We start from the raw sequence: 26,327 nt of genomic DNA, 5'->3' as shown, positions 1-26,327 counted from the left end.
GCGCTTTATCGTATTCATGTTAAGCCCATCAGCAATGTTTTACGTATCTTATCCCTAAAAATGTTTTTTTTGAGTCATTATTATTGTTAACCCTACAATTATAATAAAAAATTTTGTGATTATTGATGGTGAATTGCACTCATTGGAATAATGAGTCTGTGCTAACATGCTAGTAATGATCACGAAAATATGGCGCTAAATATGGAACATTACCTCGTAATAACAGCTGTAGGTACTGACCGCCCAGGTATCACCGATGAGATCACCCATCTTGTCGCAAACAGTGGCTGTAATATCATTGATAGTCGAATTGCTCTTTTTGGCTCAGAATTCACCCTGATTATGTTACTTTCAGGCAATAGCAATGCGATCTCAAGAATCGAGTCTACATTGCCCCTTAAAGGCCAAGAACACGACTTAATCACGGTAATGAAACGCACCAATAAACATATTTCTCGTTTCTTTCCATACACGGCTGATTTTCATATTGAAGCAAAAGATAGCCCAGGGTTGATTAAGCATTTCACGCATTTTATTGCGAGTCGCAAGATTGATATTTCAACCCTGAGTGCCAATACGATTGAAAATGGCCATGATGATATCGACAATAAATTAGTCCTTCAAATCAGTACTAATTTACCTGAAGATTGTAATTTAATGAGTCTACAAGAAGAATATGAAGCACTCTGTAAGCAGCTCAATGCTCACGGCACAGTCAACTTTATAGGTCATCACTGATATTATTCTCTTTCAACAGTCCACCATAACAACACATTTAAATTTGTGTTTATAACTTATTAATAAGGACCGCTGCATGAATACATTAACACCGGGAATGCTCGCCCCCGTTTTTACCTTACTTAACCAAGATAACCAGCCCATCAGTTTACGTGACTTTGCGGGTAAGAAAGTATTGGCTTATTTCTATCCTAAAGCAATGACACCTGGCTGTACGGTTCAAGCTTGTGGCTTACGTGATAGCAAAGCCGAACTCGATGCACATAACGTGGTTGTTTTAGGCATCAGTATTGATCCCGTTAAGCGGTTACCTAAATTTATTGAACGAGACAATCTTAATTTCACCTTATTATCAGATGAAGATCATGCAGTGGCTGATCAATTTGGTGTTTGGGGTGAGAAAAAGTTCATGGGTAAAGTGTACGATGGTTTGCACCGCATCAGCTTCTTAATTGATGAGCATGGCAAAATTGAGCACGTATTTAATAAATTTAAAACCAAAGATCATCATCAAGTAGTGTTGGATTACCTTAATCAGTAATATTGTTATAACGATCCTTAAATAAAAAAGGCCAATCAAGGCCTTTTTTATTGATGATTATTTGTATCAAGCCGTTTTAATAACTCACTGGTGGGACAGTTTCTTTCATTACTAATGCGCCCCACACAGCTTTGACTAAAGTTGCTAATGGAATCGCAAAGAAGACGCCCCAGAATCCCCACAGACCACCAAACACCAACACTGCAACTATAATTGCCACAGGGTGTAAATTAACTGCCTCAGAAAACAGTACGGGGACTAAAACATTACCATCTAATGCTTGGACAATACCGTATGCTGCAAGTAACCACCAGAACTCAGGTGTCCATCCCCATTGGAATAAACCAACCATCGCAACAGGTATTGTAACGGCAGCGGCACCGATATAAGGAATTAAAACGGATAAGCCGACTAACACACCAAGTAAGGCTGCATATTGAAGCCCCATCACCACAAACACGATATAACTGGCGATACCAACAATAAAAATTTCAATCACTTTGCCACGAATATAATTAGAGATTTGCTGATTCATCTCAGCACTCACTTTACTCGCTAAACGACGATTACTCGGTAAAACGTCAATAAATGAACGTAAAATCGTGTCTTTATCTTTTAATAAAAAGAAGATTAATAATGGCACTAAAATCAAATAGACACCAAGAGTAGCTAAGCTCACTAATGAAGAAAGAGATCCTTTAACGACACTGCCGCCAACGGCTAATACTTTTTCACGTAAAGTATCGGTTAATACTGTCACTTGGTGCGGCTGTACAAAATCAGGATAACGTTCAGGTAAACTTGAGACATAAACCTGTAAATCATTAAACATTTTTGGTACATCAGCACTTAAATTGGTAATTTGATGCCAGATAGTGGGTACTAAACCAAATAAAGCCAATACCATTAATCCAGCAAAGATAATCAGCACGATAGCAACGGAAATTGTTCGCGGTAAGCCCCATTGAGTAAGGCGAGCAACAGGTGATTCAAGCAGATACGCTAACACAATCGCAACCAACAATGGCGTGATTAACCCACCAAAGAAATACAAGGTTAAAAAAGCACCGGCTAAAATGATCATTAAACTCACAGCATGAGGATCAGAGAATCGGCGCTGATACCAATTTTTAAACATATGCAGCATGAAAATTACAGTCCTTTTTTCACAATAATAACCAGCTGATAGGTATTTTCAGCCTGTATATCAAGAATAAATCCATTGTTTTTTAAATAACGAATAATATCCATTTGAGTGCCGTCGGCTAAAACCTTAATTTCAAGTTTCTGGGTCGACAATAAATCGCGACATTCTCGCTTTACCATCAATAATGCTAATGGACAACGGTGAGCCATGAGATCAAGTGTTAGGATTTCCATTCCAATTGCGTGACAGTGATTATCCATTATCGTATTGTAACCTTAACCGCAAGGAATAAGCGAGATAACCACAAGACGAAATATAACAATAGCGAACCTAAGCTAAAATTCGCTGTCATAACAACGCAGAAGGTTATCGATAATTACCCCGTTATCCCATATTAATCGACATGGTGGTTGTATTACTTATATGTTCCAATTTGCTAAAGCACCAACTTATCTCTTACTGTCAGCCTTGCTAACAACAAGCTTGCCAGCTATAGCGAATAATGCCTCTTTGCCTGATATTGGTACCACAGCAGCATCAACCCTCACTATTGATAAAGAAATTGAATATGGTGAGATGTACATGCGTATGATGCGTGCCAGTCGTCCTATTATTAATGACCCCGTATTATCAGAATATATTCAAGATCTTGGGCATAAATTAGCCGCTAATGCTGACGGTGTTAAAACCCCATTTAATTTTTTCTTAATTAAAAATTATGAGATCAATGCCTTCGCACTCTTTGGTGGCAATATTGGTATTCACTCAGGATTATTTTTACATGCCAAAACTGAAAGTGAACTCGCCTCAGTTATCGCACATGAAATTGCTCACGTCACCCAACGTCACCTTGCACGTTCATTAGAAGATCAAGCGAAAAAAAATCCAGCAACAATGGCAGCAATGCTAGGCTCGCTACTATTAACAATTGCAGCACCAGAAGCAGGAATAGCAGCACTCCATGCAACCACTGCCATCTCAATGCAAGGTATGTTAAATCACACCCGTAGTAATGAAAAAGAAGCGGATCGCATTGGCATATCCACCCTCGCTAAGGCTGGATTTAATCCACAAGCCATGCCACATTTTTTTGAACGGTTAGCTGAACAATACCGCTATACCACTAAACTACCAGCAATGTTACTCAGCCACCCATTACCTGAATCACGTATAACTGACAGTCGCTTACGTGCTAATAACTATTCAGTGGTAAGATTACCGCCTTCAGAACGCTACCTATTAGCAAAATCACGAATGGTGGCTCGCTATGTCGGTTTTAGCCAAACATCAGCCTTAAACTGGTTTAACGCTGAACTTAAAAAGACGCCAGTTAATCAACGTAAAGAACTGAACTATGGTAAAGGATTGGTTTATCTTGATAGTGGTCAATACGCTAAAGCCCAGCAATTATTATTGCCACTCCTTGCAGCTGAGCCAAATAATGCTTTTTACATAGATGCCGTTACAGATTTAAATCTCTACCAAAAACACTATGACAAAGCGATAAACCGTTTAGAAAGTGCCTTACAATATCAACCAGAAAGTAGCGTATTACAGTTAAATTTAGCTAATGCCTTATTTGAAGCTCAACGTTATCAACAAAGCATTAAAATATTGAACCGCTATAGCTATCAACATCCCAATGATATTAATGGCTGGGCATTATTAGCGCAAAATTATGCTAAACAGAATCAACGAGATGGTGAATTAGCGGCGATGGGAGAATTAGCAGCATTACGTGCTCAATGGGGGCTAGCAATTAGCAACTACACTCAAGCGGCGCAACGAGCAAAACTAGGCTCTCTTGATCAAGCACGTTATGATGCACGATTGGATCAACTTCGCCTTCAACAAGTCAAATTTGAAGCTTTACGTTCTTCTTTTTAGTGGCTCTTTTTATTTATAAGGAATTTATTATGACCATCACTATTTATCACAATCCACGTTGTTCAAAAAGCCGCGAAACATTAGCCATACTGACAGAGCAAGGTATCACTCCCACAGTAATTCATTACTTAGATACACCACTGACAATTGAACAACTTCAACAGCTTTACCGCCAACTTGGCTATAACAATGTCCGTGAAATGATGCGTACTAAAGAACAACAATATAAAGAACAACAACTCGATGTGGAAACACTCACGGATCACACTTTATTTGAAGCAATAGTGTCATACCCTAAATTACTTGAACGTCCGATTGTGGTTAACAGTGACAATGATAAAGCGGCAATGGGCCGTCCACCTGAGCATGTATTGAGTATTTTATAATGACTAAAATCTTAGTGCTCTATTACAGTCTTCATGGCAATACGCGTCAATTAGCACGTCATATTGGCCGTGGTATTGAGCAAATAACAGATTGTGAAGCAGTACTAAGAACCGTGGCTGACATTTCAACAGCAGCCACATCACAGCTAGCAACAGCGTCCGACCCCATTGTCAGTCATGATGATCTCAAACAGTGTGCAGCCATGGCGATGGGAAGTCCGGTTAGATTTGGCAATATGGCAGCGCCACTCAAGCACTTTTTAGACAGTACCAGTGCTGAATGGCTATCAGGTACCTTAATTGGTAAGCCTGCCTGTGTGTTTACCTCATCGTCATCATTACACGGGGGACAAGAAACAACGCTACAATCTATGATGTTACCGTTGTTACATCATGGAATGCTAATTGTTGGTATTCCCTACTCTGAACCGTTATTACATACAACGCACCATGGCGGTACACCTTATGGCGCATCGCATGTTAATAACGGCACAAATAAACAATTACACCCAGATGAAATAGCACTTGCTCAAGCCATTGGACGGCGTTTAGCAACCACAGCATGTAAATTAAACGGCTAAGAAAAGGAATCTTCATGCCCAAAATGCAACGATTGACCTATTTCTGTCGTCAAACTGCATTATTCAGTCATTGTAGTTTGATTATTTTTATTGGCCTATGGCAATTATTGTTATCGCCTCATCCTCAATTATCAGCCCTCATCATTACCGCATTATGGGTCATCCCCTTATTATTCCCCTTACTCGGAATGCTGGCAGCAAAACCTTATACCCATGCGTGGGCAAATTTTATTTTACTGTTTTATGTTCTGCATGCCGTTACGCTTATCACCCTCAATGATGGAGAACAAGGATTAGCTATCATCGAGTTGATTATTGTTAGTGTTTGCTTTGTTAGTAACATTCTGTTTGCACGTTTACGCGCTAAAGAGCTAGGCATAAAATTAAAACGATTATCACTAGTTGAGCGTGAAGAGCGAACCCGTTATAACGATTAATTAACTGCCGTCACCGCTAAAAATATCAAAAAAAGCCTCGGTATCATTACCGAGGCTTAGATTTAACGATCACGCTATTGTTATAATGCGACGCTATCAGCTATTCCAATAATAAATATTTTGTGGTGTTACTGTTAATACGCTCACTGCAGGCACAGAAGACGGTGTAGTTGCCGCTGTCGAAGTTGCTGTTACTGGTGTTGATACCGCAGGGTCAGCCGCAAAAGCTACACCAGATTGAGTTTGACGAATTTGATCATCGTGGCTAATTTCTTGATGGAACGCCTGCTCAGAACCTTGAAGATTCAATTGAAAAATAACACTATTGCCTTTAATTCTCATGGCATTCGCGCTGTGCACTGTCGTTAAACCATTGAGCATTTTTTCTAATGCAAAAAAGTTTTCTGTTGAGTGAATATTATCAACTTCAATATTAATATTCCCCCCCGCTGCGCCACCTAAAACAACGGCATATTTCTTAGCTAGATAATCAGTCACTTGATTAATCATCTTAGTTGAGGTCTGCGCTAATGTACCCGATGTTGTGCCACTAATCGGCTGTGTCTCTGTCGTTGCTATTTTGCTTGGCTGTTGTGGGTAAAACTGCCAATTTAAGCTAACATTTCCGTCAGGCTGTTGTTGTGCTTTAACCAGCAATAATCCATCAGCATTATAATGTGCGCTAGCAGAGGCAATAGGATCAATAAAATCACCCCATAAATCTGACGCATTGACCGCTGTTGCATCAGTCATGTCACCAACAGGGAACGTTAATGGTAAACCTCGACTGTCCGCCGCTTGTTTGGTGTCGTTCACCAACCCATTAGTTGATTGATCCCACAAAATATTACGTTGTTGACCATCGCTATCAACCATCCATACTAAAATATTTGGACGTTGATCTTTCCAAATACTTGCTTTTGATTTAATCAGCAATTGCTTAATTTGGTGTTTATCAAAACTTAAATCAATGGCCCGCTGACCATTCACTTGGCTGTAACCAAACTGACTAATATAGTGACCACTGTTAGTAATCGCGGTTTTAATTGCTGCGTTATCAAGAACATCAGTATTACCTGATATTTTCACCAACACATTCGCTAATCCTTGTTCGCGAGCAGCTTGATCTGCTTGTTGATCATTCCCAATCAAAGTAACTTGGGTTTGATAAAGATCATTCACCGTCGCAGCTTGTACTGGCAAAGCCAATACGGCTAAAAATAATAATGCAAATCGCAACATAGTAAGACTCATGGTTAACTCAAAAAAATAGACCTATTAAAGCAGACAACAGGTTTCACCATTGGTGCCGTATCATAGCGCAGAGTGTGAATAATTCACTCGACAAATTCGAGAATATGATTCTATAACTCACATTTTAAACTGCCTAATAACTCTTCCCATGCAAAGAAAACGCCATTCGTTCTAAATTCACACAATCATGAGCATTTTTTATCTTTCATTCATCTAGGTTATCGTTTGCTTCCATGCTAGGATCACGCGATTTTTTTTTACTCAGAGATGAATATCATGATGCAGGTTCTTCAAGGTGCGCAAATGTTATTTGTAGCATTTGGAGCATTAGTTCTGGTTCCGTTATTAACTGGACTTGATCCTAATGTTGCCTTATTTGGCGCAGGTGCTGGCACACTATTATTTCAGATCGTCACTAAACGTTCTGTTCCCATTTTTTTAGCCTCATCTTTCGCCTTTATTGCTCCAATGATGTATGGCATTCAAACATGGGGTGTTGCAAGCACTATGGGCGGATTAATGATGGCAGGTGTCGTGTATGTCATTATGGGATGCATTATTAAAATTAGAGGGGTCGGCTTTATACACCGTCTATTACCTCCCGTTGTTGTGGGCCCGGTCATCATGGTAATTGGTCTAGGCTTAGCTCCTGCTGCTGTCAATATGGCGGTAGGTAAAACGGGTGGCGGTGACGTACAGCTTGTCGCTCATGATGTTGCATTATGGATTTCTGCTATTTCTCTGATTGTAACAATCAGTTTAAGTGTGTTTGCTAAAGGGATTTTAAAATTAGTACCAATTGTCGGAGGTATCACAGCCGGTTACATTACCAGCCTTGGCTTTGGCGTTGTTGATTTCACACCAGTTATTCAAGCAAGTTGGCTGGCAATGCCAAATTTCACTTTTCCAGAATTTAATCTTAATGCCGTACTATTTATGATTCCCGTAGCGATTGCACCGGCGGTAGAACATGTCGGTGATATGCTCGCAATATCCAACGTAACCGGTAAAGATTATCTTAAAAAGCCCGGGCTTCACCGTACAATGGCTGGTGATGGTATAGCAACGATTGCAGCATCATTAATGGGCGCACCACCAAACACAACCTATTCAGAAGTGACTGGTGCCGTTATGTTAACCAAAGCCTTTAATCCTGTGATTATGACATGGGCAGCGGTTACGGCCATTGTATTAGCGTTTGTCGGAAAACTGGGCGCTATATTGCAAACAATTCCAGTGCCTGTGATGGGCGGTATTATGATTTTATTATTTGGCTCAATCGCAACGGTTGGTCTTAATACTTTAATTACTCATCAAGTTAATCTTCATAAACCAAGAAACTTAGTTATTGTTGCAGTAACACTTGTATTTGGTATTGGTGGCATGGCATTTGGTATTGGTGAATTTAGTCTTCAAGGCATTAGCCTTTGTGGCATAGTCGCTATTTTATTAAACCTGATTTTACCGCATGATTTAGGTGAAGATGCAACCAGTATGCAAGTGGAAGATACTGAACATCTGTAATGACTGTCGTTATTATTTATAATTTATTACCCTAAATAAAAAACCGGACATATCAGTCCGGTTTTTTTATATCAGCGATAATCAATACTAAAATTATTTAGTACCAAAGATTTTATCACCAGCATCGCCAAGACCAGGAACAATATATCCCTTGTCATTTAGCTTCTCATCAATAGCCGCAGTGTATAGCTCTACATCTGGGTGTGCTTTTTCTAGTGCTGCAATACCTTCAGGTGCCGCAACAAGTACCAATACCTTAAATTGAGTACAACCATGTTCTTTTAATAGATCAAGCGTTGCAATCATTGAACCGCCAGTTGCTAGCATTGGATCAACAACAAGTGCAATACGCTCATCAATGTTTGAGGCTAATTTATTAAAGTAAGGTACAGGCTCTAGTGTTTCTTCATCACGGTAGATACCAACAACACTAATACGTGCACTTGGCATATGCTCTAATACACCGTCCATCATGCCTAAACCCGCACGAAGAATTGGCACTACAGTCACTTTTTTACCTTTTAGTTGATCGATTTCTACTGGGCCATTCCAGCCTTCAATCATCACTTTTTCTGTTTCGAAGTCTGAAGTCGCTTCATACGTTAGTAGGCTGCCAACTTCGGTGGCCAATTCACGAAAACGCTTAGTGCTAATATCACCTTCACGCATAAGACCAATCTTATGTTTAACCAGTGGGTGTTTCACCTCAACGACTTTCATCTCGACTCCTGGGAACTAAATTATAAAAAAATAAAAAAATCGCAGCATTATATACCAAGCCAATCGATTGCCGATAGTCTCAAATGCGTAATTGATTAAAATTTAATTGCTACAACAATTTGACGCAAACGTTTGCTCTACTATGAGGACTGCTGGTATTATACGCTGGTTTTTTACTTTAATACGTTTGAGGGATCATCTGTGAGCAACAAAAACTCTTCTCTTAGTTACAAAGATGCTGGTGTTGATATTGATGCTGGTAATGCGTTAGTTGACCGTATTAAAGGCGTAGTTAAACGTACTCATCGCCCTGAAGTTATGGGTGGTATTGGCGGTTTTGGTGCTTTATGTTCCCTACCTACAAAGTACAAAGAGCCTGTTTTAGTGTCTGGTACTGATGGCGTCGGTACTAAACTTCGCCTTGCTATGGATCTAAAACAGCACGATACCATTGGTATTGATTTAGTCGCTATGTGTGTTAACGATCTGATTGTACAAGGCGCTGAGCCTCTATTTTTTCTAGATTATTACGCTACCGGTAAACTTGATATTGATACAGCTGCAAGTGTTGTTACCGGTATTGGTGAAGGCTGTATTCAATCAGGCTGTGCACTTATTGGTGGTGAAACGGCTGAAATGCCTGGCATGTATCACGGTGAAGATTACGACGTTGCCGGCTTTTGTGTGGGTGTCGTTGAAAAAGCAGACATTATTGACGGCTCTAAAGTTAGTGCAGGTGATGCCCTAATTGCTGTTGGCTCTAGCGGTCCACACTCAAACGGTTATTCATTAGTACGTAAGATTCTAGAAGTATCTCAAGCAGATCTTAATCAAGAACTTGACGGTAAAACACTGTCTGAGCACTTATTAACTCCAACTAAAATTTATGTAAAATCAGCATTAAAGATGATTGAAAATTGCGATATCCACGCTATTTCTCATATCACTGGTGGTGGTTTCTGGGAAAATATTCCTCGTGTATTACCACAGGGAACCAAAGCCGTTATTGATGGTAATAGCTGGCAGTGGCCGGCGATTTTTAACTGGCTACAACAAGCAGGCAATGTCGATACCTATGAAATGTATCGTACCTTCAACTGTGGTGTCGGTTTAGTGATTGCATTACCACAAGCACAAGCTGCACTTGCTATTGAAATTTTACAGGCAGAAGGCGAAAACGCATGGTTGCTTGGTAACATTGCTACGGCTGCCGCGGGTGAAGAGCAAGTAGAGATTAACTAAAGCTATGCATAATATCGTTGTCTTAATCTCAGGAAATGGCAGTAATTTACAAGCGATAATTGATAATTGCGCTAATGGCGTCATCAAAAATAGCCGTATTGCTGCTGTGATCTCAAATAAAGCCGATGCTTATGGCCTTAAGCGAGCCCAATTTGCCAACATAGAAACTGCTTCTATCGCGGCAACGGATTACGCCAACCGCCAAGATTATGATCAAGCTTTAATTGAAAAAATTGATACTTATCAGCCTGATGTGATTGTGTTAGCCGGGTTTATGCGGATTTTATCTGCGAGTTTCGTCAACCACTATCAAGGAAGAATGCTTAATATTCATCCTTCCTTGTTACCTAAATATACGGGATTAAACACCCACCAGCGCGCCATAGATGCGGGGGATCGCGAACATGGCACCAGTGTCCATTTCGTTACCGAAGAGCTTGATGGTGGCCCCGTTATTTTACAGGCAAAAGTCCCCATTTTTACAACAGACAGTGTCGACGATGTTATTGAGCGTGTGCAACAACAAGAACATAATATCTATCCATTAGTTATTCAATGGCTGCTAACTCAGCGATTATTAATGCAAAATGGGGCCGCGGTGTTAGATGGTAATCAACTACCACCACAAGGTTACGCTGCACAATAATCATTATTTGATGCTCACAAAAAAGGCGATCTTATTAAGATCGCCTTTTTATTATTACTGATAAATCAGATCAATTGGGTTTAGCACGCATTAACGTCTGCTGCGACGGCATGATAAACCGTCTCGCCAAAATGGAATACGCGAAATTCACCACGTACCATCTTCTGCCAGCTTTCATCATTCGTTAGAGGCTGAGTTGCAATCACTGTCACTACATCATTCGCCGTTGTTTCACGTTGAAAATCAATCGTTACATCTTCATCAATTAATGATGCTTTACCAAACGGGGCGCGACGAGTGATCCAATGTAAGTTATTAGTACAATAACTCAGAACATAGTCACCATTACTCAGTAGCATGTTATATACGCCCAATTGGCGCAATGTGTCACAACACTCTGCAAAATAACCAAACACAGGGGTCATATCTTCCGGCAATACCGGAAAACGAATTTCTAACTGGTTCATTAGCCAACAGAAAGCAATTTCACTGTCAGTATCACCCACCGCTTGATTACGGCCAGTAACCAATTGTTCATAACCCGTCAATTGACCGTTATGAGCAAAAGTCCAATAATTACCCCAAACTTCACGTGTAAAAGGATGAGTATTTTCTAAACTTACCCCGCCACGGTTAGCTTGACGAATATGACTAACAACGGCACGACTTTTTATTGGGTATTGTTGTACCAATTCAGCAATACGTGATTTACAGCTTGGATTTGGATCTTTAAAGGTTCGAAATCCTTTACCTTCATAAAAAGTGATCCCCCACCCATCACGGTGTGGTCCTGTATTACCACCACGCTGCATTAAACCAGTAAAGCTAAAACAAATATCTGTTGGCACATTGGCACTCATGCCTAATAATTCACACATTTTTATTTCTGCTCTTTACGCTGAATCATGCTCATTTAAAGATCAATAATCGTTAGTATGATGGGATATATATCCCCCAATCGACGATTATTTTTCCATTTCTTTTTCAACTAACATAATTAAAATATGAATAATTTTAATATGAATTTCTTGAATGCGATCGGCATAGCCAAAATGTGGCACTCGAATTTCAACATCAGCAAGTCCTGCCATTTTGCCACCATCTTTACCGGTTAAGGCGATAGTTTTCATTCCCTTAGCTTGCGCTGCTGCAATTGCTTTTAGAATATTGGCAGAGTTACCTGACGTTGATAACCCAAATAACACATCGCCTTTAGCGCCAACCGCTTCTAAATAGCGAGAAAATACATATTCATAACCAAAATCATTGCTGACACAAGATAGGTGGCTCGGATCGGAGATTGCAATCCCAGGATAACCTGGACGATCGTCTCGGTAGCGACCGGTTAATTCTTCTGCAAAATGCATCGCATCACAATGAGAACCACCATTACCGCATGACAATACTTTGCCACCTTGCTTAAATGAATCAGCTAACAATTTAGCCGCTGCTTCAATATCAGCCAAGTTTTTGTCGTCATTTAAAAAACGGTTAAGGACGTCAGCGGCATCAGTCAATTCGCTGCGGATCAGATCTTTATACATAAGCTGCTCTCTCAATGTTTTCCATTAAATACAAATCAAGCGAGCAATATGCTCGCTTGATGCTGTAATACATCGTTAATCGCAGTTTACATACAAATAACTTACAGTGTCGACTCTTGATCTGATGCTTTGTCAGAATTAATCACTAAAGTTTGCTGTAATTGCGTAATTGAATGTACTAAATGAAGATTTGTTAGTTCAAATACACCTGCATGCTCCAATTTACGTTCAACATGCGGTAGTACCCCTAGCAAATATACAGGTAAAGTAGATAACCGATCCAATGCAGATTCAAAAGCATGAATAGCCGTGATATCAATAGTTGATACATCACTAAAATCAAGCACAACTGCACGGGTTTCCATTGTTGCATGCTCAATCACAGAAAATGCTTTTTCACTCGCAGCAAAGAATAACGGTCCATTAATATCGTACACCACCACATCATCACCGAAATTAAGGTGTGGATGTTTCGCATCAGTAATAGTAACGGTAGTTAAGCTTGCGATACGTTGAATAAACAATACGCCAGCTAATAACAAACCAACAATTACCGCCACCACCATATCAAATGCAACAGTCAGAATAAAACAAGTCATTAAAACAGCGACATCACGACGAGGTGCTACTTTCAATGTATGCACAAAGTGTGGTGCCTCTGACATGTTCCATGCCACCATAATAAGTAAACCGGCTAAAGCACTCATTGGAACATAAGACAGTAAAGGCGCTAAAGCTATCATTGCGGCTAAAACAAAAATCGCATGAATAATACCAGAGATCGGAGAAAAAGCGCCTGAACGAATATTAGTCGCTGTACGAGCAATAGCTGCCGTCGCTGGAATACCACCAAAGAATGGCACAACCATGTTCGCAATACCTTGACCCACTAATTCCGCATTAGGATTATGTTTAGTACTGGTCATACCGTCAGCAACAACAGCACACAATAACGATTCAATACAACCTAAAATTGCAATAGTTAACGCTGAAGGCATTAGCTCAATCATTGTTGCCCAATTGAAGGTATCTGATTTCCATAACGGTAAAAATTGTGGTGCTTCTTGAGGAATACCGTGACCAACAATATTGCCAATGGTGTAGCTGAATTTCTCACCAAGTAACGTAACATGTTCAAGGCTAAAGTGATTTAAAGCTAGCGCTAAAAGTGTACCCACAAATAAAGAAACTAAATGAGGTGGAACGCGGGTTTTTAGTTTAGCCCAAACAATAAAGGTCATGATCGTAATAATGCCAACCAATGCGTCAGCATAATTCGTGGTTGATATGGCATGTGAATAAGCCATTACTTTTTCAGGAAAATGAATCGGGCTACCTAAAACATGTAAACCCAAAAGATCTTTTAACTGTAAAAAGGCAATAACAAAGCCAATCCCTGCGGTAAAACCTGTTGTTACCGGATAAGGCACATATGCCACTAACTGCCCAAGTCGAAATACGCCCATCAACAATAAGATAACTCCAGACATCATGGTCGCAAGCATTAAGCCTGATAAACCGTATTTCTGTGTTATTGGTAATAGGATTACCACAAATGCAGCTGTTGGTCCGGTAATATTAAACCGTGAACCACCCAATAACGCCGCTAAGAAACCAGCCACGATAACAGTATACAAACCATGTTGAGGAGGAACACCTACCGCAATTGATAATGCCATACCTAATGGAATAGCCACAATACCAACAGTAACACCTGATACTAAATCGGCACGAAGCTTGGAAAGGGAATATCCCTGTTTCCACGATTGAGAGAGAGCTTGAAAAATCAACACAACAAAACCCCTGTGCTTATTGCACATAATAAAATAGGCATTGATGTCAACCCGAAAAGAGGGTCCGGCGGGCAACTGTCAGTCGGAAATCGGGAAAGGCAACAAACGGAAATACCGCTCACTTATCACTTGTATAAAAAACACACAGTCGCAATAACGTGAACGGTATCACAATAGTGCTATATGTTAACGCTTCACTAATAATTCGCAAGTGAAAATAAAATCACCAATGATCTCGATCAAGGCGAGTAAAACCGCAGTATTGGTGTTTTTTATGATCTCATTACCGATTAATTATCAAATTAAATATTTTACATTTCTTTAAAAAATAACTTACAATCAATCATAAGTGGTTAGACCTCTTACCTTGATTATTAAGGCTGCCATACTCTAAAAAACTATCGTGCAATATTGCGCTAAAAAGATGACTCAATCACGGGCCTTTTCTGAATGCAATACACTGTGCTGCTATATGATTACGGAGAATCGCTATGCTGACATTTATATACTTAATTAGCTTTATCTGTGTGTTTGGCATCCTCGCCTATCACCGTATCTCTCGTCTTATTTTTACCGCTATCATTGCCGCATTGTTAGTATTAGGTACCCTAATAAATGTTACAGGAATTATTAGCTGGTTAACGTTTGCTGTGATTGCCTTACCATTAAATATCCCCCAATTACGTAAAAAATTTATCACTCAATCAGCACTTCAATATTTTAAAAATGTTATGCCTCAAATGTCACAGACTGAAAAAGAAGCAATTGACGCTGGTACAGTATGGTGGGAAGCCGATCTTTTTAGTGGTAACCCCGATTGGAATAAACTTCATGCTATTCAATCTCCAACCCTAACACCTGCAGAACAAGCCTTTTTAGATGGGCCAGTGAATGATATTTGCCGCATGGTGAATGATTTCCATATCACTCATGATCTTGCTGATCTACCGCCTGAAGTGTGGCAGCAACTTAAGCAGCATAAATTTTTTGCAATGATCATTAAAAAAAATTATGGCGGGTTAGAATTTTCAGCTTATGCGCAATCACTGGTCTTACAGAAATTAACCGGCGTATCTTCGGTCTTATCTTCAACGGTTGGTGTGCCAAACTCTTTAGGCCCCGGAGAATTATTACAGCACTATGGTACTGATGAACAAAAAAATTATTACTTACCACGCCTAGCTGCGGGTGATGAAATCCCTTGTTTTGCTCTCACTAGCCCAGAAGCAGGATCAGACGCTGGTTCGATTCCTGATTTTGGTATCGTCAAAAAAGGGATATGGCAAGGTGAAGAAATACTGGGCATGGAACTAACATGGAATAAACGCTATATCACCTTAGCCCCAGTCGCCACTGTATTAGGCTTAGCCTTTAAATTATTCGATCCCGACCATCTACTTGGCGATAAAAAAGATATTGGTATCACCTGTGCCTTAATTCCAACCAATATTGATGGTATTAAAATTGGCCGTCGACATTTTCCATTAAATATTCCCTTCCAAAATGGTCCAACCCAAGGCGATAAAATCTTCGTTCCAATTGACTTTATTATTGGAGGTCAAACTATGGCTGGCCAAGGATGGAAAATGCTCGTTGAATGCTTATCTGTTGGACGAGGAATTACCTTACCGTCAAACACCACTGGCGGTTTAAAAACAGCGGCAATGGCAACCGGAGCCTATGCCCGTATTCGTCGTCAATTTAAATTACCCATCGGTAAAATGGAAGGTATTGAAGAACCCTTAGCACGGATCGTCGGTAATGCTTATGTGCTTGATGCTGCGACAACATTAACCGTTACTGGTATCGATTTAGGCGAAAAACCCGCGGTGATTTCAGCCATCGTTAAATACCATTGCACCCACCGTAGCCAAAAGAGCATTATTGATGCCATGGATATTGTCGGAGGAAAAGGGATTTGCATGGGACCGAGTAACTTCCTTGCGCGAAATTATCAAGGTGCTCCCATTGCAGTCACCGTTGAAGGGGCCAATATATTAACCCGTTCAATGATCATTTTTGGCCAAGGGGCGATTCGTTGTCACCCTTATGTACTTGATGAGATCAATGCTGCTTATATTGACGATCAGCAGCAAGCACTTAGTCAATTTGATAAAGCGGTATTTAATCATATTGGATTTGTGTTGAGTAATATAGCCCGTAGTTTTTGGCTGGGCTTAACCGATGGTCGAGGCTCATCAGCTCCCCACAAAGATGCAACCTCTCGCTATTATCAACAAATGAATCGCTATAGTGCGAACCTTGCATTATTAGCCGATATCTCAATGGCAACACTGGGTGGATCACTTAAACGTAAAGAGCGTTTATCGGCCCGTCTTGGAGATGTATTAAGTCAATTATACTTAGCCTCCGCCACACTAAAACGCTATACCGATGAAGGCCGACAAGCGGAAGACATTGTGTTAGTACACTGGGGCTTACAAGATGCACTTTATCAAGCAGAAGTCGCCATTGATCATTTCTTAGCTAACTTTCCTAATAAAGTCATTGCGCAAGGATTACGGTTTATTATGTTACCAACAGGGTTACGTCGCCGCCAACCGAGTGATGAATTAGATCACCAGCTAGCACGCGTAATTCAAACCCCATCAGCCACACGAGATCGTATTGGTCGTGGCCAATTTTTAGAAGCAACAACAAATAATGCGGTTGGAATGATGGAGGTTGCTCTACTTGATATTCTTGCCGCAGAGCCAATTTATGATCGTGTCTGTCAAGCCGCGAAGACACCGTTACCGTTCATGCAATTAGGCAAGGTTGCAGCAATAGGATTAGAACTCGGCGTGATCACCACCGAGGAAGCGCAATTACTTCATCAAGCAGAAGCAGGACGCTTAGACACCATTAATGTTGATGACTTTGATCCAGCACAATTAGCAATTAACCCGCTTCAAACCACACCATCAATTAATAGTGCAGCATAAATAAGCGCATCATTGTGATGTTCAAAGGCAAAAAACACTGAACATCACATACTTATTTAGGCACAATTAAATCACTCTGAACAGCACGTTTACGTCGCCACATCAATAACACCACCAGCACACTTATAACGATGACAATATTGGTAATAACAACCCACAATAACCGTTGTTGCTGTTCATTCTGAATAATTAGTTGCTGTTTTGCCTGTTGCTGCGCTAAAGAAGCACTAAAATCAACCGCGACAGCAGCAACTTGGGTATAGTTTTGTTGGGATAAACGAAACACTAACTCTCGCTGAGTCAATGAGTCAGTCACATACGCCCAACCTCGCCACCATGCTTTACCTATTTGAGCATCATTAGGCCATGTAAGAACTAAATGTGACTGTTGACGGTGGGAGCTTCGTTGAATAATTCTCGGCTTTTGCTGGGGTTGTTTAACCACCAGATAAGCAGCCAATGATCCTGCAATCGTTTGATCGGCTTTAGCCTCAATATTAACGCTATGCGAGGTTAATGGTTGATGACTTTGTACAAATGAGGTCGTGATAGGTGCAGGATAAACAAGCACAGTTTGCTCAACTGCACGTTTAAATACCCCATTAGTTGATGCTATTTCAACACGGTATTTACCCGGTTCAACATTCACATTAAGTGCCACAGTAAAAATACCATCACCCGCAACTTCATCATACTCTTGGCCATCATCGGCAAATTGCCCCACCTCAATTGGTGCCGGCTCATTTGACTCATTCAACTCATTCGATAATATGGACGTCAGCGGATAAAAAACCACCTTTAACTGCACGCGATCTAAAAAATCACGTAACAGTAATGGTTGTTTATTTTGCGTTAGCTGTGCACTAAATTTTAATACTTCTGTTTGATACAACTGTGCGGGTAACGGTTCAGCCTGTAATTGAATATTTGAGATGAATCTAATGCCATTATTTATCGACACTTTCCCTAAGGCTTGCCATGGCCCCGCCATCGGATGAGTTATAGAAATAATATCCATCCCTTTATCGGTATACCATGACATCGTGTTTGCGTGGCGATCAGCATAATATTTACGTCCATCAGGGGCGACTAACACCACTGACTGGCTCGGTTGCTCACGAGTGACAACAAACGTTATTTGCTCTATCTCAGGATCAACACGAAAGCGATTATCAAGCCACGTTAATCTCGCTTCTGCTTGCGCCCAAGCACTTGCTATTAATATCCAAGTACAGAGCGGAACATAGAAAATAAGTAGCCATAATCGCCGCAACATACTGCCTCTAAAGACGCCAAATAACGTCAGCCTTCTTACCAATCAGATCAAGCCTATCTTGATGTGCTGTTAGTTCATCGGCCGTTGCATGGATAACCTTTAATTCTTTTCGACCACTAGCCAAACGTCGAATACTGGTTTCCGTTGTAGAGTCATCGTTACCACTGCTTAAACGTAATGATGTTTGACCACCGGTCATCATCAAATAAACATCAGCTAGAATCTCGGCATCGAGTAATGCGCCGTGCATCGTACGATGTGAGTTATCAATACCATAACGCGAACATAAAATATCAAGGTTATTTCGTTTACCCGGAAACAGCCTTTTCGCCATTTCGAGGGTATCGGTTACTCGACAAATATCTTCTATTTTTGCGATTGATGCGCCCATCTTATGGAATTCATAATCCATAAAACCGGTATCAAACGATGCGTTATGTGCGACAAGCTCAGCGCCATCAATGAAATCAATAAATTCTTGGTGAATATCTGCATACACAGGTTTATCACGTAAAAATTCATCCGTAATACCGTGGACAGCTATCGCCTCTGGATCGATTTTTCGATCAGGCTTGATATAAACATGGAACGTATTACCAGTTAATTTACGGTTAATGATCTCTACCGCACCAATTTCGACAATACCGTGGCCTTCATAATGAGGGCCCGTCATGTTCATACCCGTTGTTTCTGTATCAAATACAATAATGCGTTGGTTTGTGGCTTTCATAGTAGTTAATGTGTCAGACTTAAGTTTTTATCTAAGGCAAAACTACCCACTATGATGAAGCAGGTAGAAATTTTCACCGATGGATCGTGTTTAGGTAATCCTGGTCCCGGCGGTTATGGCACAGTATTAAGATACAAACAACACGAAAAAGAGCTTAGTGGTGGCTATTTAATGACCACCAACAACCGCATGGAACTGCTTGCCGCTATTATGGGACTCGCCAGTTTAAAACAACCATGCCGTGTTGATCTTACCACTGACAGTCAATATGTGCGTCAAGGAATTACGCAATGGATACATAATTGGAAAAAAAGAGGTTGGCAAACAGCAGATAAAAAGCCCGTCAAAAATGCCGATCTTTGGCAACAGCTTGATCAAGAAACCCAGCGCCATCAAGTTCAATGGCATTGGGTTAAAGGTCATGCCGGACATCCAGAAAATGAACGTTGTGATGTTTTAGCGCGTACGGGTGCAGAAAATCCAACGCAAGCTGATAACGGTTATCAGCCAAATTAAACTAAAGCTTACGAACGCGAAGAGGTTTTAGTACATGTTTTTTCAACCTGAGTTCGACAATTAATTCGCAGCGGTGCTAATTGTCGACGTAATTTCCAGGTTGGTTTAATCAGCTTTAATGGACAAGTCCGTTTACGTGCCACAATAAAATATAAACTACCCACCGCAGATAACGGTTCCGATAAAACATGTTCAAGCCATGCTGCACAAGCAAGGTGCCGAGTAGCGGGGACTATCGCAAACGTTTCTTGATACACCACTTCATAGTTGAGTAACCGTAACCAATCATTAATTCGAAACGGTAAATACATCTTACCCGTCCACGGTGCTTGACGGCGATTCCATGGTAATAACCCTCGTAACCCTAATAGGCTCAATGGGTTATTACCACTTAATACTAAGTAGCCATCATCAACCATCACGCGATCGATCTCACGTAATAAGCCATGAGGATCTGCCGCATAATCTAATTGATGCATTAATAAACATGCATCAAATGATTTTTCAATAAAGGGTAATTCTAAAGCATTCGCCACAATTGTGCGTTGAGGGCTGAATTTATCAACACAAATTTGATGTTGAATATTACAATGGCTACTGGTCAGCTCTGCACTGAGGCCACCAAGCTTTAACATGTGATAGCCGAATAATTTAGGGCACCACTCATCAAGTCGTGCCTGTAATAATTCTGCTACCCATTCACCATTGATCACATTCGACCATGTATAAGGAACTTCAATGTGTGTTACTGTACGCGCTGGCTTCATAAGATACTGCTCAACACCTGATAGGGCTGGAGACAAAATTCATGTTAACTGTTAAAAGCATACCCGCATTTAAAGACAATTACATCTGGCTGATTCAAAACCCAGACAATCATTGTGTCGTTGTTGATCCTGGGGATGCCACGCCGGTTCTTGAGGCAATCGAAAAAGACAATTTAATTCTAGATGCAATCCTCATCACTCACCATCATCATGATCATGTCGGTGGTATTAGTGAATTAAAACGTCGATTCCCTGCTACCAAAGTCGTTGGCCCCAATGATGAACCTATTCCCGGTATCACTCGCCCAGTAGAAGATGGCGATCAAGTTGATATTTTTGGCGAACGTTTTATGGTGCTGAGTGTACCCGGGCACACTTTAGGTCATGTCGCTTATGTTGGTGATGAAAAACTGTTTTGTGGCGATACATTATTCTCAGCTGGCTGTGGTCGTATCTTTGAAGGTACTCCCGCACAAATGTTTAATTCCTTGCAAAAAATAGCCTCATTACCGGATGAAACTAACATCTATTGTGCTCACGAATACACCGCTGGTAATCTTGCTTTTGCCTTAGTTGCAGAACAAGATAATGCGCACTTACAACGCTATCGTGATCAAGTGAATCGTCTGCGCGCCAATGGTCAAAGCACTTTACCTACCACTCTAAGTAATGAAAAACTTATTAACCCATTTTTACGTTGTGACCAGCCAAGTATTAAACGCTCAGTTGCTGATAAAGCGTACGATAACTCAGATATTGAGACATTTGCGGCACTTCGACGTTGGAAAGACGAGTTTTAACGTTTCTCCCCTTGTAACCAAGGTGGTTGGGCAAGTATTATCACCAACCATTTTGGCTACAAACGACTGTCATGAAATTCAAAATTCTTTTAGCAAGTGTGCTTGTTATCGCAGGTTGTCAGACAACAAAAGAGACAACGCAGGCCGATACTAACCAACCAAAAACTGTCGTTGAGCAACCTACTAACACTCCAGTTGAAACTGTAGTGCCGATTGTTCCTGTCATCAAAGAAACACAACCTGTTGTGGCACACCTAACGCCTCAACAGCAGCAAGATGTGTGGAATCGCATTGCGATGCAGATCACCACTAAAATCCCTAATAACAAACGTGTTCAATATTACCGTAACTGGTATTTAAAGAACCCGCGCAACCTTGAAATTATTGCTCAACGTGCTCAACCTTTCCTGTACTACATCACGGAACAAGTTGAAAAACGAGGTATGCCGCTAGAACTGGCTCTTTTACCTATTGTAGAAAGTTCATTTGATCCACATGCATACTCAAGTATGGCAGCAGCAGGCCTATGGCAAATTATTCCCGACACCGGTCGTCGTTTTGGCTTAAAACAAAATAGTTGGTATGACGGCCGCCGTGATGTGGTTAAATCCACCACCGCCGCACTTAATTTACTTGAATACTTAAATAAAAAGTTTGATGGTAATTGGCAACAAGCACTCGCCGCTTATAACACCGGTGAAGGCCGCGTATTTAATGCTATTCGTAAAAATAAAGCCGCAGGTAAACCAACCGACTATTGGGCGCTTGATTTACCCAATGAAACCAGCAGTTATGTGCCTAAACTGTATGCGGTTGCTGATATTATCATGCACCCTAAAAAATACGGTTTTCACATCGAACCCATCCGTAATAAGCCCGTTATCGCTATCGTAAAACCTGGCGTACAAATGGATCTTACCATTGCGGCAGAATTTGCAGGTATCAGTACCAGCGAATTAAAAGATCTTAACCCAGCCTACCGTCGTGGTGTTACAGCACCAAATGGTCTTAATCATCTGTTATTACCAATCAACACGGTTAGTCGTTTTAAGCGTGAATTAGCCCAGAATCGTAACGCTAGCATGATGACACACCATCACCGTGTAAAATCAGGTGAAAGCCTAGGATTAATTGCAAAGCGCTACCACAGCAGCATTAAAGCAATTCAAAAAGTGAATAAGCTTAAAACTACTAATATTCGTATTGGCCAATCACTGACTATTCCAACATCGCCAATTTCATTGGTTAACCGCCAGCACCGTGCCGCTGTCCATGTGGAGGCGCAGCATTATGTCGTGCAGTCAGGTGATAATTTATGGAACATTGCTCGTAAGCACAAAACTAGCGTAGCAAAACTTAAGCAACTGAACAGCTTAAGTAAAAATGCGGTGCTACATAAAGGACAACGATTAAAAGTATCAACAGTTAGCACATCAAAGAAAACCGTCGCTAATCACAAAACTATCCATTATAAAGTACGAAAAGGGGATAGTTTAAGTGTCATCGCTCAACGTTATGATGTTTCTGTTGCTGAGATTAAAAAATGGAATAATCTGGCTAACAATAAATATATTAAGCAAGGTCAAAAACTTAAGTTAGTGATTGATCGTCGTAAGGTAAAAGCATGACGCCATCTAAAAATCCAATTGTCGCTGTTATCGATCTTTTTCGTTCACCAATAGAATGCTTTGCTGCTATCTATGAAAGACCGAAATGGGCAATTTTACCCTATTTAATGATTATTCTTGGATCATTCATTTTGTGGGGCAGCTACTTTAACCATGTCGATATGCCGTGGCTGCAACAAACAATACAAGCGCAACTAGGCAATCTTGGTGACAATGCACAACAAGCTTGGTTAACGCGAGAAGTATTACTTGCAGGTGAAGTATTTAGTGATATCACCGGCCGAACAGCGGTGATTTTTGTACTGGCGTTATGGTTAAAATTAGCCACTAAAAGTAGCCGTCATCAGCACAGCTATGGAAAATGGCTTGCAGCGGCATGTTTTATTATGTTGCCATCGTTTATCGGTGACATTGCGAGCTATATTAATATTATGTTTAACACCAATACTATGTTGCCGAATGCCGCTGACTTAAATAGTATTAATGGTCTTTTAAAATTACCATTAAACAATCGCTGGGCCGCACTAGCGACTACCATGCCGTTATTAGCACCATGGTATATCGCTTTAACTTACGCCGCAGTCAGTGCATGGACAGATCTGGATCGTGCAAAAGCCATTATTGTCGCAGTGCTGCCTTGGGTGTTAACACTGATTGTATGGCCTTTGCTAATTATTTCAGCTTAGTGCATTACTGAGTGAGTTAATTTAAACGTCACTAACAATGGACTATGATCAGAAGCATCCGTTTTTGGTGCTTCTGATTTCACCAACTGCAAATCACGATAATAAAGATGATCCAGCGGCTTACCTAGCACTCGAACTCGCTGATCATTATGGTACTGCACCTCTTTTAGCCCCAGCGAATGTGCAAAAGATCTAACCACTTTAATCCGCGCTTTACGCCACGTATTAAAATCTCCCGCTAATATAATTGGCCCTTGGTGCTGTTCTAATACTGTTTTTAAACTGTCTAATTGCTGCTGATATTCATTTAAGCCAATGGCAAAATTAACCCCGTGAAGATTAACCACCGCCAGCGTTTGACCGTCAGATAGTGTAAATTGCGATAATAACGCAGATTTAGGCAAGCGTAACCATGGTTCCATTGCCAAATAAGCACATGTTTGACGTGAAGATACACGCGATAAATTCATTACACCTGCGGGCGTATCAAGAAAGCGAAACGCATTTGCCATTCTTACCTGCCAATGGTTCGCATCTAAATAATTTTTCAGATCAGTGTTTAAACTCGCTTCTTGCAATAACACCAAATCACTTTTCTGAGTAAACCCTTCTAATGCTTGACGCCAATTAGGACGTTGTTGCTTATAGATATTCCATACTGCAACGGTCAGTACGCCATTATTATCGAGCGGTGGCGCAATTTCACTTTCAATACAACGATAAGTGAAATGTGGGGCAAAAACTTCATTGGTCACTTCAGGTTGCATTGTTACATCAAACGATGAATTAAATGCCCCTAACCCCAACGCGCCAGCCACGACACCTAAACCAGCAACCACTTTTGTTTTTGTTCTGCGAGCCATAATAGCGCCTACATAGACAACTTAGCCCATTAGATTAATGGGCTAATGTCATTATAAAATTAAAAAGAATAAAATCAGAAAAGAATAGCGGTAGCCTAATAATGTTGACCATTATCGTAATAAGCTGTAGGTGTCAGCGCGGTAAAAATAACAGCAACATCTTGATTTTTATCGTCAACCGCAGTCCTTATAGCTGCAGTAATCACTGCAGCAACATTATCTTGAACCTCTTGACCACGATCAAACCAAAACACTTCAATAAACGGATAAGCATCAGACACTTCACCATCAAAGATAAATGAAGCAGGAATATGCTCTAATGTAAAATCTTCACGAGGGCATGCCATTAATGGCTGTAAATCATCAACTAACGCTGTTGATAGCAGCTTTACGGTATCAAATGCAATCGCACGAAAACGAAGATGTGGCATAAAAACTCCCAAAAATTGACTATTTACTCTACTACATTACCACTTAATAATGTTCAACCTCTGTTTTTATTGTTAGTAATCTTTTTCGAGGTATTCCGTTAACATCATGATGGTAAATAAAATATCGATTTAGCCCTATTTTTTTAGTGAATAAAAATTGAAAGACCATAGTTATAATACGCAGTCATCACACTTAATAAGTGCCTTTTAATATATCAATTATAAACCTTTACTATTTGGGGTAACAGTCCATTGTAGCAACCTCAACCCTCGAGTTTACAGTTATAAATTGCTTAAATATGACCAAAACTAGGGTATTCAATCAGTTAAGACTTGTAAATTTTCAGTATGGAAAATCCGCTGCTCTGCCAGTTAACGCTACAAGCATAAATCATAGATGGTAAAAAGGTTCATACCTTTCGATATGAGCCTTTTTTAAGATGGCAGGGGTGGAGAGATTCAAACTCCCAATACGCGCTGATTTTCGGTATAGCGGAATCAGCTGCTCTGCCAGTTGGAGCTACACCTAATCTACTACAATAATGCAGACGTAAAAAATCCTCACATTGCTATCGAGGCTTTCTTGAAGATGGCAGGGGTGGAGAGATTCGAACTCCCAACACGCGCTGATTTTCGGAATAGCGGAATCCGCTGCTCTGCCAGTTGGAGCTACACCTAAATTATATTGACGTAAAAAAGCCCCGACATTACTGTCGAGGCTTTCTTTAATATGGCAGGGGTGGAGAGATTCAAACTCCCAATACGCGCTGATTTTCGGTATAGCGGAATCCGCTGATCTGCCAGTTGGAGCTACACCTAATCTACTACAATAATGCAGACGTAAAAAAGCCCCGACATTACTGTCGAGGCTTTCTTTAATATGGCAGGGGTGGAGAGATTCGAACTCCCAACACGCGGATTTGGAATCCGCTGCTCTGCCAGTTGGAGCTACACCCCTGTAGTTATTTTAAAGACTTAACTCTGTCTTAAATAAATGGCGGAGTGGACGGGACTCGAACCCGCGACCCCCGGCGTGACAGGCCGGTATTCTAACCAACTGAACTACCACTCCGCAGTGTCTATTCAACATAAATGCAACTTGTTGTCTCTACCTTTATAAAAGATAAAAACGAAATTGAAGCCTGGCGATGTCCTACTCTCACATGGGGAGACCCCACACTACCATCGGCGCTATTACGTTTCACTACTGAGTTCGGCATGGGATCAGGTGGGTCCATAACGCTA

26 protein-coding genes, 2 tRNA genes and 1 rRNA gene are annotated in these 26,327 nt (G+C 40.7%); 14 read left to right on the top strand and 15 right to left on the bottom strand.

Going from position 1 to position 26,327, the window contains the following annotated elements:
* The first annotated feature begins 201 nt into the window (after positions 1–201).
* Both C9I86_RS17600 and bcp read left to right on the top strand, forming a co-directional pair.
* Positions 202–738: an ACT domain-containing protein gene (locus tag C9I86_RS17600; RefSeq protein WP_080158129.1), complete on the top strand. Its 537-nt coding sequence runs from the start codon at positions 202–204 to the stop codon at positions 736–738.
* Positions 739–814: 76 nt separating this feature from the next.
* The gene (gene bcp, locus C9I86_RS17595) at positions 815–1,279 is read left to right on the top strand and encodes a thioredoxin-dependent thiol peroxidase (protein ID WP_107277080.1); all 465 of its coding nucleotides are present in this window, start codon (positions 815–817) and stop codon (positions 1,277–1,279) included.
* A gap of 76 nt (positions 1,280–1,355) precedes the next feature.
* Here bcp and C9I86_RS17590 read toward each other — a convergent pair whose 3' ends face one another.
* Together C9I86_RS17590 and C9I86_RS17585 are read right to left on the bottom strand one after the other, a co-directional pair.
* Positions 1,356–2,426 (bottom strand): AI-2E family transporter, encoded by a 1,071-nt coding sequence (locus tag C9I86_RS17590; protein WP_107277079.1) that lies wholly within the window; start codon positions 2,424–2,426, stop codon positions 1,356–1,358.
* Positions 2,427–2,431: 5 nt separating this feature from the next.
* Positions 2,432–2,686, bottom strand: coding sequence for a sulfurtransferase TusA family protein (locus C9I86_RS17585; RefSeq protein ID WP_235865941.1), 255 nt, complete (start codon positions 2,684–2,686; stop codon positions 2,432–2,434).
* Between the two features lie 163 nt (positions 2,687–2,849).
* On the opposite strand from C9I86_RS17585, the gene C9I86_RS17580 reads away from it, so the two are divergent.
* From C9I86_RS17580 to C9I86_RS17565, 4 genes are read left to right on the top strand one after another with little or no spacing between them, the layout of a single operon-like run.
* The gene (locus C9I86_RS17580; RefSeq protein ID WP_107277078.1) at positions 2,850–4,313 is read left to right on the top strand and encodes a M48 family metalloprotease; all 1,464 of its coding nucleotides are present in this window, start codon (positions 2,850–2,852) and stop codon (positions 4,311–4,313) included.
* A gap of 29 nt (positions 4,314–4,342) precedes the next feature.
* Positions 4,343–4,699 (top strand): arsenate reductase (glutaredoxin), encoded by a 357-nt coding sequence (gene arsC, locus C9I86_RS17575; protein WP_107277077.1) that lies wholly within the window; start codon positions 4,343–4,345, stop codon positions 4,697–4,699.
* Positions 4,699–5,280 (top strand): NAD(P)H:quinone oxidoreductase, encoded by a 582-nt coding sequence (gene wrbA, locus C9I86_RS17570; protein ID WP_107277076.1) that lies wholly within the window; start codon positions 4,699–4,701, stop codon positions 5,278–5,280. The genes arsC and wrbA overlap by 1 nt, the downstream gene beginning before the upstream one ends.
* A 14-nt stretch (positions 5,281–5,294) precedes the next feature.
* Positions 5,295–5,717, top strand: a complete 423-nt coding sequence (locus C9I86_RS17565) for a DUF2069 domain-containing protein (protein ID WP_107277075.1) — start codon at positions 5,295–5,297, stop codon at positions 5,715–5,717.
* A gap of 96 nt (positions 5,718–5,813) precedes the next feature.
* Here the strand turns inward: C9I86_RS17565 and C9I86_RS17560 are convergent, their stop codons facing one another.
* A complete protein-coding gene (locus C9I86_RS17560; RefSeq protein WP_241956913.1) occupies positions 5,814–6,971 on the bottom strand; it encodes a DUF2066 domain-containing protein in 1,158 nt (385 codons plus the stop codon).
* A gap of 276 nt (positions 6,972–7,247) precedes the next feature.
* Between C9I86_RS17560 and C9I86_RS17555 the strand changes: the two genes are divergently transcribed.
* Positions 7,248–8,495 (top strand): uracil-xanthine permease family protein, encoded by a 1,248-nt coding sequence (locus tag C9I86_RS17555; protein ID WP_080158137.1) that lies wholly within the window; start codon positions 7,248–7,250, stop codon positions 8,493–8,495.
* Between the two features lie 93 nt (positions 8,496–8,588).
* Here the strand turns inward: C9I86_RS17555 and upp are convergent, their stop codons facing one another.
* Positions 8,589–9,215, bottom strand: a complete 627-nt coding sequence (gene upp, locus C9I86_RS17550; protein WP_061000219.1) for a uracil phosphoribosyltransferase — start codon at positions 9,213–9,215, stop codon at positions 8,589–8,591.
* 201 nt (positions 9,216–9,416) lie between these two features.
* Here upp and purM point away from each other — a divergent pair, with 201 nt between their 5' ends.
* Together purM and purN are read left to right on the top strand one after the other, a co-directional pair.
* On the top strand, positions 9,417–10,457 hold the full coding sequence (purM, locus tag C9I86_RS17545) for a phosphoribosylformylglycinamidine cyclo-ligase (protein ID WP_080158138.1): 1,041 nt from the start codon (positions 9,417–9,419) through the stop codon (positions 10,455–10,457).
* Between the two features lie 4 nt (positions 10,458–10,461).
* Positions 10,462–11,103, top strand: coding sequence for a phosphoribosylglycinamide formyltransferase (gene purN / locus C9I86_RS17540; protein ID WP_107277073.1), 642 nt, complete (start codon positions 10,462–10,464; stop codon positions 11,101–11,103).
* An 80-nt stretch (positions 11,104–11,183) separates the two neighbouring features.
* Here the strand turns inward: purN and C9I86_RS17535 are convergent, their stop codons facing one another.
* The 3 genes from C9I86_RS17535 to dauA form a co-directional block, all read right to left on the bottom strand.
* Positions 11,184–11,981, bottom strand: a complete 798-nt coding sequence (locus C9I86_RS17535; protein ID WP_107277072.1) for a class II glutamine amidotransferase — start codon at positions 11,979–11,981, stop codon at positions 11,184–11,186.
* 87 nt (positions 11,982–12,068) lie between these two features.
* Positions 12,069–12,647: a D-sedoheptulose 7-phosphate isomerase gene (gene lpcA, locus C9I86_RS17530; protein ID WP_107277071.1), complete on the bottom strand. Its 579-nt coding sequence runs from the start codon at positions 12,645–12,647 to the stop codon at positions 12,069–12,071.
* Between the two features lie 101 nt (positions 12,648–12,748).
* On the bottom strand, positions 12,749–14,440 hold the full coding sequence (dauA, locus tag C9I86_RS17525; protein ID WP_235865952.1) for a C4-dicarboxylic acid transporter DauA: 1,692 nt from the start codon (positions 14,438–14,440) through the stop codon (positions 12,749–12,751).
* Between the two features lie 491 nt (positions 14,441–14,931).
* Here dauA and fadE point away from each other — a divergent pair, with 491 nt between their 5' ends.
* Positions 14,932–17,385 carry an acyl-CoA dehydrogenase FadE gene (gene fadE / locus C9I86_RS17520; RefSeq protein ID WP_107277070.1) on the top strand — a complete coding sequence of 818 codons (2,454 nt, stop codon included), beginning with the start codon at positions 14,932–14,934 and terminating at the stop codon, positions 17,383–17,385.
* Positions 17,386–17,437: 52 nt separating this feature from the next.
* On the opposite strand, the gene C9I86_RS17515 is transcribed toward fadE, so the two are convergent.
* Positions 17,438–18,703, bottom strand: a complete 1,266-nt coding sequence (locus tag C9I86_RS17515) for a TIGR03503 family protein (RefSeq protein ID WP_146142641.1) — start codon at positions 18,701–18,703, stop codon at positions 17,438–17,440.
* On the bottom strand, positions 18,669–19,391 hold the full coding sequence (gene dnaQ / locus C9I86_RS17510; protein WP_080158145.1) for a DNA polymerase III subunit epsilon: 723 nt from the start codon (positions 19,389–19,391) through the stop codon (positions 18,669–18,671). The genes C9I86_RS17515 and dnaQ overlap by 35 nt, the downstream gene beginning before the upstream one ends.
* Positions 19,392–19,442: 51 nt before the next feature.
* On the opposite strand from dnaQ, the gene rnhA reads away from it, so the two are divergent.
* Positions 19,443–19,907, top strand: coding sequence for a ribonuclease HI (rnhA, locus tag C9I86_RS17505; RefSeq protein ID WP_107212021.1), 465 nt, complete (start codon positions 19,443–19,445; stop codon positions 19,905–19,907).
* An 8-nt stretch (positions 19,908–19,915) separates the two neighbouring features.
* Here the strand turns inward: rnhA and C9I86_RS17500 are convergent, their stop codons facing one another.
* A complete protein-coding gene (locus tag C9I86_RS17500) occupies positions 19,916–20,674 on the bottom strand; it encodes a methyltransferase domain-containing protein (RefSeq protein WP_107277068.1) in 759 nt (252 codons plus the stop codon).
* A 41-nt stretch (positions 20,675–20,715) separates the two neighbouring features.
* On the opposite strand from C9I86_RS17500, the gene gloB reads away from it, so the two are divergent.
* The 3 genes from gloB to C9I86_RS17485 all read left to right on the top strand — a co-directional run bounded on the left by gloB (position 20,716) and on the right by C9I86_RS17485 (position 23,788).
* Positions 20,716–21,474, top strand: coding sequence for a hydroxyacylglutathione hydrolase (gene gloB / locus C9I86_RS17495; protein WP_107277067.1), 759 nt, complete (start codon positions 20,716–20,718; stop codon positions 21,472–21,474).
* 71 nt (positions 21,475–21,545) lie between these two features.
* Positions 21,546–23,102, top strand: a complete 1,557-nt coding sequence (locus tag C9I86_RS17490) for a LysM peptidoglycan-binding domain-containing protein (RefSeq protein WP_080158176.1) — start codon at positions 21,546–21,548, stop codon at positions 23,100–23,102.
* Complete coding sequence (locus C9I86_RS17485; RefSeq protein WP_107277066.1) at positions 23,099–23,788, top strand: Yip1 family protein; 690 nt, start codon at positions 23,099–23,101, stop codon at positions 23,786–23,788. Before C9I86_RS17490 ends, C9I86_RS17485 begins: the two co-directional genes overlap by 4 nt.
* On the opposite strand, the gene C9I86_RS17480 is transcribed toward C9I86_RS17485, so the two are convergent.
* The 5 genes from C9I86_RS17480 to rrf form a co-directional block, all read right to left on the bottom strand.
* Positions 23,785–24,651 (bottom strand): endonuclease/exonuclease/phosphatase family protein, encoded by an 867-nt coding sequence (locus tag C9I86_RS17480; protein ID WP_080158150.1) that lies wholly within the window; start codon positions 24,649–24,651, stop codon positions 23,785–23,787. The genes C9I86_RS17485 and C9I86_RS17480 overlap by 4 nt on opposite strands.
* Positions 24,652–24,746: 95 nt before the next feature.
* On the bottom strand, positions 24,747–25,082 hold the full coding sequence (locus C9I86_RS17475; protein WP_107277065.1) for a DUF1904 domain-containing protein: 336 nt from the start codon (positions 25,080–25,082) through the stop codon (positions 24,747–24,749).
* 881 nt (positions 25,083–25,963) lie between these two features.
* Positions 25,964–26,040: transfer RNA gene (locus tag C9I86_RS17465), tRNA-Trp, on the bottom strand.
* A 37-nt stretch (positions 26,041–26,077) separates the two neighbouring features.
* Positions 26,078–26,154 (bottom strand) — tRNA-Asp (locus tag C9I86_RS17460).
* 68 nt (positions 26,155–26,222) lie between these two features.
* Positions 26,223–26,327, bottom strand: a 5S ribosomal RNA gene (gene rrf, locus C9I86_RS17455); the annotation flags it as partial.

The organism is Photobacterium sp. NCIMB 13483 (assembly GCF_003025475.1).
GTDB classification, from domain to species: Bacteria; Pseudomonadota; Gammaproteobacteria; order Enterobacterales; family Vibrionaceae; genus Photobacterium; species Photobacterium piscicola.
Note: the sequence above shows the minus strand (reverse complement) of the source record. Positions and strands in the feature narration are given on the sequence as shown.